Origin of the sequence: Actinomadura meyerae, from assembly GCF_900188445.1 — a bacterium.
GTDB classification, from domain to species: Bacteria; Actinomycetota; Actinomycetes; order Streptosporangiales; family Streptosporangiaceae; genus Spirillospora; species Spirillospora meyerae.
On record NZ_FZOR01000038.1, the window covers coordinates 47,736 to 61,796 of the forward strand.

General features: G+C 74.4%; 15 protein-coding genes. 6 read left to right on the plus strand and 9 right to left on the minus strand.

Annotated features, from left to right (window positions below; translation table 11 throughout):
• Nucleotides 1-58: 58 nt before the first annotated feature.
• Genes CHF16_RS30370 through CHF16_RS30385 form a run of 4 tightly spaced genes read right to left on the minus strand, consistent with a single transcriptional unit; the run spans nucleotide 59 to nucleotide 3,499 of the window.
• Nucleotides 59-1,252 (minus strand): ABC transporter permease, encoded by a 1,194-nt coding sequence (locus CHF16_RS30370; RefSeq protein WP_089329579.1) that lies wholly within the window; start codon nucleotides 1,250-1,252, stop codon nucleotides 59-61.
• Nucleotides 1,249-1,956 (minus strand): ABC transporter ATP-binding protein, encoded by a 708-nt coding sequence (locus tag CHF16_RS30375; RefSeq protein ID WP_089329580.1) that lies wholly within the window; start codon nucleotides 1,954-1,956, stop codon nucleotides 1,249-1,251. The genes CHF16_RS30370 and CHF16_RS30375 overlap by 4 nt, the downstream gene beginning before the upstream one ends.
• Nucleotides 1,953-2,984 carry a peptidoglycan-binding protein gene (locus CHF16_RS30380; protein WP_245869543.1) on the minus strand — a complete coding sequence of 344 codons (1,032 nt, stop codon included), beginning with the start codon at nucleotides 2,982-2,984 and terminating at the stop codon, nucleotides 1,953-1,955. The genes CHF16_RS30375 and CHF16_RS30380 overlap by 4 nt, the downstream gene beginning before the upstream one ends.
• Nucleotides 2,981-3,499 (minus strand): hypothetical protein, encoded by a 519-nt coding sequence (locus tag CHF16_RS30385; protein ID WP_143228175.1) that lies wholly within the window; start codon nucleotides 3,497-3,499, stop codon nucleotides 2,981-2,983. Before CHF16_RS30385 ends, CHF16_RS30380 begins: the two co-directional genes overlap by 4 nt.
• Nucleotides 3,500-3,659: 160 nt before the next feature.
• On the opposite strand from CHF16_RS30385, the gene CHF16_RS30390 reads away from it, so the two are divergent.
• Both CHF16_RS30390 and CHF16_RS30395 read left to right on the plus strand, forming a co-directional pair.
• A complete protein-coding gene (locus CHF16_RS30390) occupies nucleotides 3,660-4,322 on the plus strand; it encodes a response regulator transcription factor (RefSeq protein WP_089329582.1) in 663 nt (220 codons plus the stop codon).
• Nucleotides 4,319-5,509 carry a sensor histidine kinase gene (locus tag CHF16_RS30395; protein ID WP_245869545.1) on the plus strand — a complete coding sequence of 397 codons (1,191 nt, stop codon included), beginning with the start codon at nucleotides 4,319-4,321 and terminating at the stop codon, nucleotides 5,507-5,509. Before CHF16_RS30390 ends, CHF16_RS30395 begins: the two co-directional genes overlap by 4 nt.
• On the opposite strand, the gene CHF16_RS30400 is transcribed toward CHF16_RS30395, so the two are convergent.
• Nucleotides 5,442-7,220, minus strand: coding sequence for an AMP-binding protein (locus tag CHF16_RS30400; RefSeq protein ID WP_342750143.1), 1,779 nt, complete (start codon nucleotides 7,218-7,220; stop codon nucleotides 5,442-5,444). The genes CHF16_RS30395 and CHF16_RS30400 overlap by 68 nt on opposite strands.
• A gap of 155 nt (nucleotides 7,221-7,375) precedes the next feature.
• Here CHF16_RS30400 and rfbB point away from each other — a divergent pair, with 155 nt between their 5' ends.
• Nucleotides 7,376-8,359: a dTDP-glucose 4,6-dehydratase gene (gene rfbB, locus CHF16_RS30405; RefSeq protein ID WP_089329583.1), complete on the plus strand. Its 984-nt coding sequence runs from the start codon at nucleotides 7,376-7,378 to the stop codon at nucleotides 8,357-8,359.
• A 7-nt stretch (nucleotides 8,360-8,366) separates the two neighbouring features.
• Here rfbB and CHF16_RS30410 read toward each other — a convergent pair whose 3' ends face one another.
• The 4 genes from CHF16_RS30410 to CHF16_RS30425 form a co-directional block, all read right to left on the minus strand.
• A complete protein-coding gene (locus tag CHF16_RS30410) occupies nucleotides 8,367-9,020 on the minus strand; it encodes a TetR/AcrR family transcriptional regulator (RefSeq protein WP_089329584.1) in 654 nt (217 codons plus the stop codon).
• A gap of 109 nt (nucleotides 9,021-9,129) precedes the next feature.
• The gene (locus CHF16_RS30415) at nucleotides 9,130-9,654 is read right to left on the minus strand and encodes a MarR family winged helix-turn-helix transcriptional regulator (protein WP_089329585.1); all 525 of its coding nucleotides are present in this window, start codon (nucleotides 9,652-9,654) and stop codon (nucleotides 9,130-9,132) included.
• Between the two features lie 103 nt (nucleotides 9,655-9,757).
• Nucleotides 9,758-10,039: a hypothetical protein gene (locus CHF16_RS30420; protein WP_089329586.1), complete on the minus strand. Its 282-nt coding sequence runs from the start codon at nucleotides 10,037-10,039 to the stop codon at nucleotides 9,758-9,760.
• 119 nt (nucleotides 10,040-10,158) lie between these two features.
• The gene (locus tag CHF16_RS30425) at nucleotides 10,159-11,028 is read right to left on the minus strand and encodes an SDR family NAD(P)-dependent oxidoreductase (RefSeq protein ID WP_089329587.1); all 870 of its coding nucleotides are present in this window, start codon (nucleotides 11,026-11,028) and stop codon (nucleotides 10,159-10,161) included.
• Nucleotides 11,029-11,171: 143 nt separating this feature from the next.
• On the opposite strand from CHF16_RS30425, the gene CHF16_RS30430 reads away from it, so the two are divergent.
• From CHF16_RS30430 to CHF16_RS30440, 3 genes are read left to right on the plus strand one after another with little or no spacing between them, the layout of a single operon-like run.
• The gene (locus tag CHF16_RS30430) at nucleotides 11,172-11,582 is read left to right on the plus strand and encodes a nuclear transport factor 2 family protein (RefSeq protein ID WP_089329588.1); all 411 of its coding nucleotides are present in this window, start codon (nucleotides 11,172-11,174) and stop codon (nucleotides 11,580-11,582) included.
• A 29-nt stretch (nucleotides 11,583-11,611) separates the two neighbouring features.
• The gene (locus tag CHF16_RS30435; RefSeq protein WP_089329589.1) at nucleotides 11,612-12,901 is read left to right on the plus strand and encodes an acyl-CoA dehydrogenase family protein; all 1,290 of its coding nucleotides are present in this window, start codon (nucleotides 11,612-11,614) and stop codon (nucleotides 12,899-12,901) included.
• The gene (locus CHF16_RS30440; protein ID WP_089329590.1) at nucleotides 12,898-14,028 is read left to right on the plus strand and encodes a DegT/DnrJ/EryC1/StrS family aminotransferase; all 1,131 of its coding nucleotides are present in this window, start codon (nucleotides 12,898-12,900) and stop codon (nucleotides 14,026-14,028) included. Before CHF16_RS30435 ends, CHF16_RS30440 begins: the two co-directional genes overlap by 4 nt.
• The last annotated feature ends 33 nt before the right edge of the window (nucleotides 14,029-14,061 follow it).

Here is a 14,061-nt window from a genome sequence, read left to right on the forward strand (position 1 = left end):
GGGGGCGGAACACGGCGATGTCCCCATCATGCACCGGCCCGCGGCGGCGTGGCCAGAGTCAGACCGACGCGAGCGCGGCCGTCGGCGGCAGCCGCGCGGCCCGCACCGCCGGGTACAGCCCGGCGGCCGTGCCGATCAGCAGCGTCGCGGCGAGCGCCCCGCCGAGCGCCCAGACCGGCACGACGGGCGGCCATCCCTTCCACAGCGCGAACCCGCCGGTCACCGCCGCGCCGAGGACCGTCCCGGCGGCGCCGCCCGCCACCGACAGCAGCAGCGACTCGGCGAGGAACTGGACGCGGACCTGCCCGCGGGTGGCGCCGAGGGAGCGGCGCAGCCCGATCTCGCGGCGCCGCTCCAGCACCGAGATCACCATCGTGTTGGCGACGCCGACCCCGCCGACCAGCAGCGCGACCGCGCCGAGCCCGAGCAGCAGCCCGGTGAGCGCGCCGGTCGCCGCGGCCTTGGCGGCCAGCGCGTCCGAGGGGCGGCTGACCTGGACCTCCTCGGGCCGCTCGGGGTTGACCGTGCGGGCCAGCACGGCCCGCACGTCCTCCACCGACGCGTCCGCGGACCGCTCGTAGACCGTGGTCGGGTGACCGTCGAAGGCCAGGTGGCGGCGGGCCGCGTCCCAGCCGACGAGGGCGGAGCGGTCGATCTCCGGGGCGAGCTCGGCGGGCCGCAGCACGCCGAGGACGACGAACCAGCGCCCGCCGATCCACACCCGGCCGCCGGCCCGGTCCATGCCGAGGCGGCGCGCCGCCTCCGCGCCGAGCACGACACCGGGGTAGCGGGCGGTGCCGGCGTTCAGCCAGCTCCCGCTCGCGGTCTCCGCGCCGAGCGTGCCGAGCAGCCCGGTCGTGGCGGCCTGCACGGCGATGCCCTGGGTGACCTCCGCCGGGATCCGGTCGGTGCGCCGGACGGTCGCGTCCACGGACCCGGTCGCGCCGACCGACGTGACCGGCCCGATCCGCCGCACCATCTCCGGCGCCGACTCGGGCAGCTCGGCCGTGTCACCGAACAGGGTGTCGCCCGGCTTGGCGGTGAGCAGGTTGGTGCCGAGCCGGTCGAGCCGCCGCAGCAGGTCCTCCTTGCCGGACGAGGAGATCCCGATGACCGCGACCATCGTCGCGATCCCGAGCGCGATGCCGAGCGCGGACAGCACGGCCCGCGCCGGGCGGGCCCGCAGCCCGGCGAGGCCGACGCGCAGCACGTCGCCGGGGCGCAGCCGCGCGGGCGCCAGTGCCGCCCTCACCGCCGGGCCGCCTTCGCCCGCTCGTCCGCGACGATCAGCCCGTCCCGGACCCGGACCCGGCGCGGCGCGGCGTCCGCGACCTCCGCGTCATGGGTGATGATCACGACGGTGGTGCCGGCGGCGTTCAGCTCGTCCAGCAGGGCGAGCACCTCGGCGCCCGCCGCCGAGTCGAGGTTGCCGGTGGGCTCGTCGGCGAGCAGCAGGTCCGGCTCCCCCGCGGCGGCCCGCGCCACCGCGACCCGCTGCTGCTCGCCGCCGGACAGCTCGTGCGGCCGGTGCCCGGTCCGGTGCCCGAGCCCGACGCGGCCGAGCGCGGCCCGCGCCCGCTCCCGCCGCTCCTTCGGCCCGGCGCCGCCGTACAGCAGCCCGTCGGCGACGTTGTCGAGCGCGGTCACGCCCGCCGCCAGGTGGAACTGCTGGAACACGAACCCGATGTGCCGCGCCCGCAGCGCCGACAGCTCCCGGTCGCCGAGGTCGGCGACCTCGTGCCCGGCCACCCGCACCCGTCCCGCGGTCGGCCGGTCCAGCGTCCCGACCATGTGCAGCAGCGTCGACTTGCCCGACCCGGACGGCCCGGCGATCGCGACCAGCTCCCCCGGCGCGATCCGCAGGTCGACGCCCTTCAGCGCCGCGACGCCGCCCGCGTACTCCTTGGTGACCCCGGTCAGCTCGACGATGGGCGCACCCTCCTCCGCGAAGCTCATCGGGCCGGCACCCCGACCTTCAGGCCCGCGTGCACGCCGGTCCCGCTGATCTCGACCCGGCCGCCGCCGAACGCGCCGACCCGCACCGGCAGCAGCCGCCGGTCGGCGGTCTCGACGCCGAAGCCGCCCTCCCGCAGCGCCAGCAGCGCCTCGACCGGCACCGACAGGACGTCCTCGCGCCGCTCGCTCTCCAGCTCGACGCCGACCGGGGCCTCGTCCAGCCGCCCCGTGCCGTCACCGCCGACCGAGATGTCGACGCCGACCGTCGTCTTCTTCTCCTGGCCCGTCCCGGTGCTCTCCGCGACCCGGCTCACCTTGGTGATCTTCCCCTTGACGGTCTCGCCGCCGGGCAGCTCCACCGTGACCGCGGCGCCCTCCTTCGCGAGGTCCTGCTTGTCGGCGTCCAGGTCGACATGGACGACGCGCCTCGTCCCGGCCACCGTCAGCGCGGGCTGCCCCCGCCCGACGCGCTTGCCCTCGGGCGCCTTGACGTCCCTGACCCGCACGGCCCCGTCCAGGAAGACGACCTGCTCCGGCCCCACGGCACCGGTCACGTCCAGGCCGCGGTCGTCCTGCCACTCCTTCACCGCGGCCTCGGTCGCGCCGGTGAACTCGCGGTCCACCGTCATCCCGCCGTACCCGAGCGCCCGCAGGTTCTCTTCGAGCTGCCGGACGTCCTTGCCGGACGCGCCGTTCCGCAGCGTCCGGTACATGGGGCTGCCGCCGTACATCAGCGTGACCGGCTCGGCCGCCACCTTCAGCAGCGTCCCGCCCCGCTTGACCACCGCGCCCCGCTCCGGCGCCCACGTCACCACACCGGACACGCCGCTCCACACCTCCCGGACGTCGGCGTAGGTGAGCTTGCCGTCCACCTTCTCGGTGTCGACGAGGTCGCCCTTGGTCACGACGGCGGTGCTCAGGGCCGTGGGCGCGCCCTGCGCCTCGCCCCCGCCCGTCGTCCAGGCCAGCGCTCCCCCGCCGGCGGCCACCACCGCGACGGCGACCCCGCCCGCGACCGCGCGCCTCACTGCCGGGCCCCCGGCAGCTCGCCCTTGCACGCCTCCCGCGCCTTCTCCAGCGCGCCGCGGTCGATACCGCCCGTCGGGAGCTTGACCTGCCCGTCGGGCCCGGGGTCGGGGATGTCCACCCCGTGCTCGCGCATGCACTGCGCGAACTTGACGTACTGGTCGCGCACCTTGGGGTCCTTGAGGTCGGGCATCTGCCCGCCCGCCTGCAGCCACTGCCGGCACTTCTCCAGCGCGCCCTGCAGCTTCTTGCGGTCGACCCCCTTGCCGAACCGCAGGGCCTTCTCGTCCGCCGCGCCCGGGTCGGGGACGTCCACCCCGTTCTCCCGCATGCACTGCGCGAACTTCAGCCGCGCGTCCTCTGGCGAGAGCGACGCACTCGCCGACGCCGACGCGGACGCCTCCGCCGCCGCACCCCCGGCGGTCGCGACCCCGCCGCCGTCGTCACTCCCGCCGCACGCCGCCAACCCCAGGACCAGCGGCACCGCCAACCCGGCGGCCCACACTCGAATCGCCATGACTCCCTCTCCACCGAGGCGCCCTTCACCCCGACGAGAAGCCATGAGACCGACGCCCGGGTTAAACCCGCATTAGCCGTGTGGGCTCCGGGCGGAGCGGGGTTGGGGACGGGGGGCGGGGCTTATTCGGGTTTAACCCCTGGGGCGGGATGCTCTGGGTATGCGTGTTCTGATCGTCGAGGACGAGCGGGTGCTCGCGGACGCCGTCGCGGAGGGGTTGCGCGAGGAGGCCATGGCCGTCGACGTCGTGTACGACGGCGATGAGGCGCTGGAGCTCGCGTCCTACAACGAGTACGACGTGGTCGTGCTCGACCGGGACCTGCCGACGGTGCACGGCGACGACGTGTGCCGGGAGCTGGTGGCGCGGCGGAGTCCGGGGCGGATCCTGATGCTGACGGCGGCGGGCGACGTCGACGACCGGGTGGACGGGCTGACGCTCGGCGCCGACGACTACCTGCCGAAGCCGTTCGTGTTCAGCGAGCTGGTCGCGCGGGTGCGGGCGCTGGCGCGCAGGTCGGGGCCGCCGGTGCCGCCGGTGCTGGAGCGGCGCGGCATCCGGCTCGACCCGCACCGGCGGAAGGTGGCGCGGGACGGGCGGGAGCTGCGGCTCACGAGGAAGGAGTTCGCCGTGCTGGAGGAGCTGATGCGCGCCGAGGGCGGGGTGGTGAGCGCCGAGCGGCTGCTGGAGCGGGCGTGGGACGAGAACATCGACCCGTTCAGCAACATCGTCCGGGTGACGATGGCGACGCTGCGCCGCAAGCTCGGGCAGCCGCCGGTGATCGAGACGGTGACCGGGGCCGGGTACCGGCTGGAGGCGCGGTGAAGAGGCTGAGCGTCCGGACGCGGCTGACGCTGGTGTACGGGTCGCTGTTCCTGGTGACGTCGGCGGTGCTGGTCGCGGTCACCTACGGGCTGACCGTCCGGACGATGGACGACCGGTTCTCCGGGCGCCGCGACCTGGACGCGGAGACCATCGCGCGACTGCGGGCGCTGGCGCTGGACGGCGACCTCGACCAGCTCGCGGGGCTGAAGGCGGAGGCCGACCGGCAGCTCGCGCAGCAGAAGCGGGACGTGCTGGAGCAGCTCTTGCAGAGCTCGCTGGTGACGATGCTGGTGCTCGGCGTCCTCGCGGTGGTGATCGGGTACGTGGTGGCCGGGCGGATGCTGCGGCCGCTGCACACGGTGACGGCGACGGCGCGGCGGCTGTCGGAGAGCACCATGCACGAGCGGATCGCGCTGGACGGCCCGCAGGACGAGATCAAGGACCTGGCCGACACCTTCGACCGGATGCTGGACCGGCTGAACCGGGCGTTCGACGCGCAGCGCCGGTTCGTCGCGAACGCCTCGCACGAGCTGCGGACGCCGCTGACGATCAACCGGACGGTGTTGGAGGTCGCGATGGCGAGCAAGCGGAACCCGCCGGAGACCAAGGCGCTCGCCGAGGTGCTGCTCGGCAACACCGCCCGCCACGAGCGGCTCATCGAGGGGCTGCTGCTGCTCGCGAAGTCCGAGCGGGAACCGGCCACGAGGGCGGAGTGCCCGCTGCCGGACGTGGTCCGCAGCGCGCTCGACCAGCTCGGCGACCCGGGGGTGGACGTGGAGTCGCGGCTCGACCCGGCGCTGGTGCGGGGGGATCCGGTGCTGCTGGAGCGGTGCGCGGTGAACCTGCTGGAGAACGCGGTGAAGTACAACGTGCCGGACGGCCGGGTCTGGGTCCGCACGGGCGCCCGGGACGGCGGGGCGTTCCTGCAGGTGGTCAACACCGGGCCGCCGGTCCCGGCCTACGAGGTGGCGGCGATCTTCGAGCCGTTCCGGCGGCTGCGCGCCGACCGGACGGGGTCGCGGGACGGCGCGGGGCTCGGCCTGTCGATCGTGCGGGCGGTGGTGCGCGCGCACGGCGGCGCGGTCGAGGCCGAGGCGCGCCCGGACGGCGGGCTGGCGGTCACCGTCCGGCTGCCCGCGGCCATTCCACACGCCCCTCCGGAAGCGGCCGCCCTGGCCGCGCGCTGAGCCAGCGGTGCACGACCTTCCCGGTGGCGTTGCGCGGCAGCTCGGGGATGAAGTACACGTCGCGGGGCACCGCGTACCGGGCGACCTGGGCGTGCACGTAGTCGCGGACGGCCTCGGCGTCGAGTGAGGCTCCCGGGCGGAGCACGATATAGGCGGCGAGCCGCTGCCCCCACTCGTCGTCGGGGACGCCGGTCACCGCGACCTCCTGGATCTCGGGGAGGCGGAGCAGGGCGTCCTCCACGTCGCGGGGGACGATGTTCTCGCCGCCGGACACGACCACGCCGTCGCGGCGGCCGTCCACGAACAGCAGCCCGCGGTGGTCGATGTGGCCGAGGTCGCCGGTGGCGAGCAGCCCGTCGCGGACCTCCATCGGCTCGCCGCCGGTGTAGCCCTCGAACAGCAGCTCGTTGGCGGCGAAGATGTGGCCGCGGGTGGAGCGGCCGAGGCGGCGCCCGTCGGCGTCGAGGACGGCCAGCGCGGTGTTGCGCGGCGGCCGCCCGGCGGTGCGCGGGTCGATCCGCAGGTCGCGCGGGGTGGCGATGGAGACCCAGGACACCTCGGTCGAGCCGTAGACGTTGTAGAGCCGGTCGCCGAAGGCGTCCATGAACCGGGTGGCGAGGTCGCCGGCCAGCGCGGCGCCGCTCACGGCGAAGATGCGCAGCGAGGACGTGTCGTACCGGGCGCGGACTTCTGGGGGCAGCTCCAGGATGCGCTGGCACATGACGGGGACGGCGAACACCGTGACGTCGCGGTGCGCGGTGATGGCGCGCAGGGTCTGCTCGGGGTCGAACCGGCGGTGCAGGACGACCGGTGCCCGCAGCGCCCACGCCATCTGCATCGCGGCGTAGCCCCAGGTGTGGAACAGCGGCGCCTCGACGATCATCGTCTGCCGGGCGCGCAGCGGGATCCGCGACGTCATCGAGGCGAGCGGCCACAGGCCCGGCCGGGGCGGGCGGCGGGCGCCCTTGGGGCGTCCGGTGGTGCCGGAGCTGAGCATGATGGTGCGGCTCTGGATCTGGGGCGGGCCGGCCGCGGCGGCGGTGGCGTCCGCGGAGGCGATGAGCTCGCCGATGCTCGGGTTGCCGTCGGTGGGGTGGTGGGCCGGGTCGGCCGGACGCGGCGGGGGCGGCGCCGTCGCGAGCGCGACGGGCGCGGCGAGCGGCATGGCGGCGGGCGGGCGGCGGTCGGCCCACAGCACGTTGCGGCGCAGCGCGATGGGGACGCCGGCCAGCAGCGGCGCGAACTCGGCGTCGGCGACGATGAGGGCGGGGCGCAGCTCGCCGAGCACGGCGCGGATCTGGCCGGTGCCGAACCCGGTGTTGAGCAGCACGACCTCCGCGCCGCGCCGGGAGCAGGCGACGAGCGTCAGCGCCATCCCGCGGTGGTTGCGGCACAGCACCCCGACGCGGGGGCGGGGCCCGTGCAGGGGCAGCGCGGCGGCGAGGCGGGCGGCCCGCTCGTCGAGTTCGGCGAAGGTGAGCACGCCCTCGTCGTCGATCAACGCCGCCCGGGACGGGGAGCGGGCGGCGGACGAGGCGACGAGCCCCGCGAGGGTGGTGCCCCAGTGCCGCAGCGTGCCGAGCTGCCGGACGATGCGGCGCGGCCCGCCGCCGAACAGCAGGCCGGTGCGCAGCAGGAGGGCGGTGAGATCGCGGATGTGGCCGATCCGCCGGCGCATCCCCGGCCGGTACGCGGGCCTCGCGTGCGTCACCGTGCCTCCTCCCACGTCACGGTACTCACCCCCCAGGGGCCGAACAAGGCCGCCGCCGCGGGCGGCCACCGCAATATCGAAGTCTCCGCGCGGGCCGTGCGCGCCTAGGCTCGAAACGTCCTGGTGTCCGGTCGCTCGACAGGTCGGGAGCAGCGGTGAGGCGAGTTCTGGTCGCGGGCGGTGCCGGTTTCATCGGCTCGTGCTACGTGCGGGGTCTGGTGTCGGGCGCGTACGGCTGGGGCGACGCCGAGGTCACGGTGCTCGACAAGCTCACGTACGCGGGGAACCTCGCGAACCTCGCCCCGGTCGAGGGCGGGTACCGCTTCGTGCGCGGGGACATCTGCGACGCGGATCTGCTGTCCCGGGTGCTGCCCGGCCACGACGTGGTGGTCAACTTCGCCGCCGAGACGCATGTCGACCGCTCGATCCGGTCCGCCGGCGGCTTCGTCCGCACGAACGTGCAGGGCGTCCACACCCTCCTGGAGGGCTGCCTCGGCGCCGGGGTCGGCCGGGTGCTCCAGGTCTCCACGGACGAGGTGTACGGCAGCATCGACACCGGCTCCTGGGACGAGGAGGCCCCCCTGGCGCCCAACTCCCCGTACTCCGCCGCGAAGGCCGGCGGGGACATGCTCGCGCGCGCCTACGCCCGCACCCACGGGCTGCCGGTGACCATCACCCGCTGCGGCAACAACTACGGCCCGTACCAGTTCCCCGAGAAGGTCATCCCGCTCTTCATCACCCGTCTGCTGGACGGGCTCACCGTCCCGCTTTACGGGGACGGCGCGAACGTCCGCGACTGGATCCACGTGGAGGACCACTGCCGCGGCATCCAGACCGCGATCGAGCACGGCGGGCCCGGCGAGGTCTACCACATCGCCGGCACCGCCGAGTTGACGAACGTCGAGCTCACCCGGCGGCTCCTCGACGCCGTGGGCGCCGACTGGACGAGGGTGGAGCGCGTCCCCGACCGCAAGGGCCACGATCGGCGCTACTCGCTCGACGACGGGAGGCTCCGCGCGCTGGGCTACGCGCCCCGCGTCGCGTTCGGCGACGGGCTCGCGGCGACCGTCCGCTGGTATGCCGGGAACCGCGCCTGGTGGGAGCCGCTGAAGGAGCGCCTCGCCTCGGCGGCCGCGTGAGCCCGGGCTAGGAGCCCATGAGGCTGCCGGCGTAGTGGCCGGACGGCCGGTGCTCGCCGTGGAAGTCGCCGTTGACGGCGCAGGGCCCGCGGCGCAGCAGTTCGGCGAGGGCGATCGCCGGGCGCGCCGCGTCGAACTGCGGATCGGCCAGGCGGTGCAGGAGCAGGCCGTCGATCAGCGCCGCGAACAGGTCGGCCAGCGCGTCCGGCGTCGCGTCGGCGCGCACGAGCCCGCACGCCTGGTCCTCGGTGAGCCGGTCGGCCAGCAGGTTGCGGAAGGTCTGGAACTGCGCGGCGGTCTGCGCGCGGAGGTCGTTGTCGCGCAGGCCCTGCGCCATCGACTCGACGAGGACGCGCTGCCCGACGGACGGCCCCTCGGCGGCCAGGCCCGCGATCGCCACGACCAGCCCGTCCAGCGCGTTCTCGGCCTGCAGGATGGCGAGCACCGGTGCTTCGAGCTCGCTCTCCAGGGTGTGCGCGATCGCCGCGCGGCGGAGATCGTCCAGCGTTCCGAAATAGTAGGTGACCAGCGCCTCGTTGGCCTCGGCCCGTTCGGCGACCCCTTCGGAGGTCACCGCGAACCAGCCGCCTTCGGCCATCAGCTCGACGGCCGCGTCGAGCAGCCGCGGCCGGGTCCCGCCCGGTGGTCTGACCATCGCCATCGCGCCTCCAGATCGGCCGATTGGCACACTGCTCCGCACAAGCTAACTCACAACTTTGCATGGTGCAATGATTCAGGTCGAAGCGGTCGGGGCCGCGGGCCGCGCCGCGTCACGCCCAGCCGAGGGGTATGGGCGTGGTCGCCGGGGGCTCCGCTCCGGCCGCGGTGAAGGCCCGGAGCGCGGCGACCAGGGACCGCCGCTGCTCGGCCGTCATCCGCGCGACGATCGCGGCCAGCTCGTCGCGGCGGCGGGCCGTCACGGTGTCCACGACCTCGCGCCCGGTCTCGGTGAGCTGGATGCGGACCTCGCGCCCGCTGTGCGGGCTCGCCCGGCGGTCGACCATCCCGGCGGCCACGAGCCGGTCGGTCATCCGCATCGCGGTCGAGGGGTTGACGTGCAGCTTCTCGGCGAGGGCCACCAGCTTGGACGGCCCCTGCGAGGACAGGACGACGAGCATCCGGAACTGCGGCAGGGTGAGGGTCTCCTCGACCGCCGCGATCGACCGGGCGGAGATCGCGACGAGCAGGCGGGAGGCCGTCAGCAGTGCCGCGGTCATCTCGTCGACGCCCTGCCGGTCGACCGGGGGCTCGCCGGCTTCGGCGTTCCGGCGCCCCTCGTCCCCGTCCGCGCTCATCGTGCCCCCTCCGCCTTCCCGTCGCCGGCAACGTGCGAGCCGCGGGCGCCCGGCCGGGCGGCGGGCGCCCCGCCGGGCCGCCGCGGGTACCGGCGTCCGGCGCTCAGGACTCGTCGAGCAGTTCGACCTCCTCGCCCGTGACATCGCTGACCACCGCGAACGCCTCCGGGGTCTCGGGAAGCTTCTGCGCCAGCCCCTGCGCCTCGCGCAGGCGCTCCGGCGAGTCCCAGCGCCAGATGCTGATCCACGCGTCCTCGCCGGTCCTGCCGAGCCAGGTCTCGTCCAGGCCGGACACGACGGCGCGGATGGCGGACACGAGGGCGGCGTGCTTCGCGATGATCTCGTCGGCGTTGTCCGCGGCGCCCTTGAAGCGGGTGACGGTCATGACGGGTTTTCCCGTAGAGGCAGAAGTCATGGGGCAAGGATTCCCCTCCGCTCCTACAGTTCGCGCACACGCGACCTACGGGTGGGCGGGGGGTGTGTGCGCGGTTCATGGCGTGGCGTTCACCGTCCTGAGAGTCCTGTCAGCTCGGCCGAACGCGCCCACAGGTTCCGCTGGAGGGCGGCGTCCCGGCGCGCCGCGACGGGGGGAAGGTTCCGCACGCCGCGCATCGACGAGTAGAACCCGCCGCTGCGCCCCTCGAACGCGGCCTCGGTCGCCAGGCGCACCGCCAGGCGGGCGGCCTGGCCCGCCGTCCTCATCAGGGGCGTGCGGGCCACCAGCGACGCCGTCCGCTCCGAGCGCGGCAGGGACTCCCGCACCAGGCCCGTGGCGGCGAGGCCCGGGCAGAGCGCGTTCGCCGTGACGCGGGTCCCCGCGAGCCTGCGGGCGAGCTCCTGCGTGAACAGGATATTGAACAGCTTCGAGCGCGCGTAGACCCGCAGCGCGCCGCGCAGCCCGTAGTCGCCCGGCTCCGCGAACCGGTCGAGGTCGACGCGGCCGGCGAAGCGGTGCGCCTCCGAGGCGACGACCACGATCCGCGCCCGCCCGGCCGCCCGGACGGCGTCCAGCAGCAGGTTGGTCAGCAGGAACGGGCCGAGGTGGTTGGTCGCGATCATCAGGTCGAGCCCGTCCGGGCCGGTCGCGCCGCGCAGCCGCTGGACGCCCGCGTTGTTGACCAGGACGTCGAGCCGCCCGTAGCGGGCGGTGAGCCGGCGCGCGACCCGGCGCACGTCGGCGCGCACCGACAGGTCGGCGAGGAACGTCTCCAGGTCGGCGTCCGGCATCTCGGCCGCGAACTCCGCGACCAGCGCCGCGCCGCGGGCCGGGTCGCGGCACACGACCCCGACCCGGTGGTCCCGCGCCAGCGCCCGGGCGATCTCCTTGCCGATCCCCGAGGTCGCGCCGGTCACCACCGCGATTCGCTCGCACACGGATTTTATCGTGCCAAAACTTCGGTTCCGGAAGAAGACCGCGCACCGAATTGGATCGAGCAATCTGGGAGGTGAGGGCGGCCGACCCGGAGTAGATAGTGGAAAGGCATGCGTCGATTCCACCACCAGCCAGGAGGGGGCCTATGTCCGAGCAGCTGAGGGCCGTGGTCGAGCAGCTCTACGAGGGCCTGAACACCGCGGACGTCGAATTGCTGCCCAAGCTGTTCGACCCGGCGGCCGAGATCCGCACGCCGACCTCGCTCCCCTGGTCGACCGGTCACTACTCGGGACCGGACGGCCCCGCCCAGTATTTCCAGGGCGCGGTGGAAATGCTGGAGTCGACGCGATTCAACGTCGAGGCCATCCGCGTCGACGGCGACTGGGCCGCCGCCTTCGGCGACTGGACCGGGAAGTTCCGCGAATCGGGCGGCGAATTCAACGTGCGCTTCGTCCATTTCTGGACCTTCCGCGACGGGAAAGTCGTGTACAGCGAGGGCATCTCGGACACCGTGGGCATCGTCCGGGCGTACGAGGCGTCCGGCGCCCGGGCCTGACGGCCGCCGGGAAAGGTGTGAGGAGCGCCATGGCCACACGAGCCCCACTCCAGCACGCGGCGGCACTCGAGGGGCCGGTCACGGCCCAGGGCCGCGCGCTGCTCGACCGACTCGCCGAGCACCTGCCGCGGATCGAGGCGTCGGCCGCGGAGAACGACCGCGAGGGCGCCTTTCCCGCCGACACCTTCGACGCGTTCCGCAAGACCGGGCTGATGGGCGCGACCGTGCCCGCCAGGCTGGGCGGGCTCGGCGTCGACCGGCTCTACGACGCCGCGGTCGCGCTCCTGGAGGTGGCCAAGGCGGACGCGTCGACGGCGCTGGCCCTGCACATGCAGTTCAGCCGCGGGCTCACCCTCGGCTTCGAATGGCGGCACGGCGACCGGCGGGCCGCCGCGCTGGCCGAGCGGCTGCTGCGGCTCATGGCGTCGGGCGAGGCGGTCGTCTGCTCCGGCATCAGGGACCACCACTCGGTGGTCACGACGCTGAAGCCCGACGGCTCGGGCGGCTGGCTGCTCTCCGGCCGCAAAACGCTGGTCAGCATGGGGCCCATCGGCACGCACTTCGTCATCAACGCGAAGACCGACGTGCCCGGCGAGAAGCCCCGGCTGGTCTCCCCCGTGGTCTCCCGCGGCGCGCGCGGCCTGGCGGTGCTCGACAACTGGGACGGCCTGGGGATGCGGGCCTCCGGCACGGTCGACGTCATCTTCGACAACTGCCCCGTGCCCGCCGAGGACGTGCTCTTCCGCGACCCGGTGGGCTCGCGGAACGACGCCGTGCTCGCCGGGCAGACGGTCAGCTCGATCGCCATGCTGGGCATCTACGCCGGGATCGCCCAGGCCGCCCGCGACTGCACGGTCTCGTCCGTCGCCCGCCGGTCCGGGCCCCCCGCGGGCGCGACCCGCACGCTCCTCGCGGAGATCGACACGCGCCTGTACGCGCTGCGCGCGACCGCGGGCGCGGCGCTGGCGACCGCCGACGGCGCCGGCGACGACCTCGGCGGCGACCCGGCCGAGCGCGGGCGCCGGATGATGCGGTCCTTCCAGTGCGCCAAGATGCTGGTCAACCAGCTCGCACCGATGATCGTCAGCGACTGCCTGACGCTGCTCGGCGGCGCCTCGTACACCGCGTCCCACCTGCTGGGCCGGCTCTACCGGGACGTCCGGGCGGGCGGGTTCATGCAGCCGTACACCTACGTCGACGGCGTGGACTTCCTCAGCGCCCAGGCGCTCGGCATCGACCGCGACAACAACTACATGAGCACCTGGGCGGCGCGGCCCGGGCGGAACGGCGGAGCCGGAGACGCGGAGGTGGCCCCGTGAGCCGCGGGACGACGCGTGTGTGGGACTACCTGGCGGAGTACGAGCAGGAGAAGGACGACCTGCTCGACGCCGTCGAGACGGTGTTCGAGTCAGGTCAGCTGGTCCTCGGCAAGAGCGTCGAGGGCTTCGAGGCCGAGTTCGCGGAGTACCACGGGATCTCGTACTGCACCGGCGTCGACAACGGCACCAACGCCGTCCTGCTCGGCCTCCAGGCGCTGGGCATCGGCCCCGGCGCCGAGGTTATCACGGTGTCCAACACCGCGGCCCCCACGGTCGTGGCGATCGACGCGGCCGGCGCCACACCGGTCTTCGTCGACGTGAACGAGGGCGACTACCTCATGGACACCGCCCAGGTGGCGGACGCGATCACGCCGCTGACGCGCGCGCTGCTGCCCGTCCACCTCTACGGGCAGTGCGTCGACATGGCCCCGCTCGAACGGCTGGCCGCCGAGCACGGCCTGCACATTCTGGAGGACTGCGCGCAGGCGCACGGCGCCCGCCACCACGGCCGGACGGCCGGGACGATGGGCGACGCGGCCGCGTTCTCGTTCTACCCGACCAAGGTGCTCGGCGCCTACGGCGACGGCGGCGCCGTCATCACCGACGACGCGGACACCGACGCGAACCTCCGCCGGCTGCGCTACTACGGGATGGCCGAGCGGTACTACGTCGTCCGGACGCCGGGGCACAACTCGCGGCTCGACGAGGTGCAGGCCGAGATCCTCCGCCGCAAGCTCCGCCGCCTCGACGCCTACATCGCGCGGCGCCGGGAGGTGGCGCGGCGGTACGAGGAGGGGCTCGGCGACCTCACCGGCCCCGGCGGGCTGACGCTGCCGTTGACGGCGCCCGGCAACGAGCACGTCTACTACGTGTACGTCGTGCGCCACCCGCGCCGCGACGAGATCATCGAGCGCCTCAAGAGCCGTGACATCGCGCTGAACATCAGCTACCCGTGGCCCGTGCACACCATGAGCGGGTTCGCGAAGCTCGGCTACTCCGAGGGCGCGCTGCCGGTCACCGAGCGGCTCGCCGGCGAGATCTTCTCGCTGCCCATGTACCCGTCCCTGTCCGCGGACCTCCAGGACAAGGTGATCGACGCGCTGCGCGAGGTGCTGGCCGCGCTGTGACGGCCGGGGACGGATCCGCCTCCACCCGCAAAG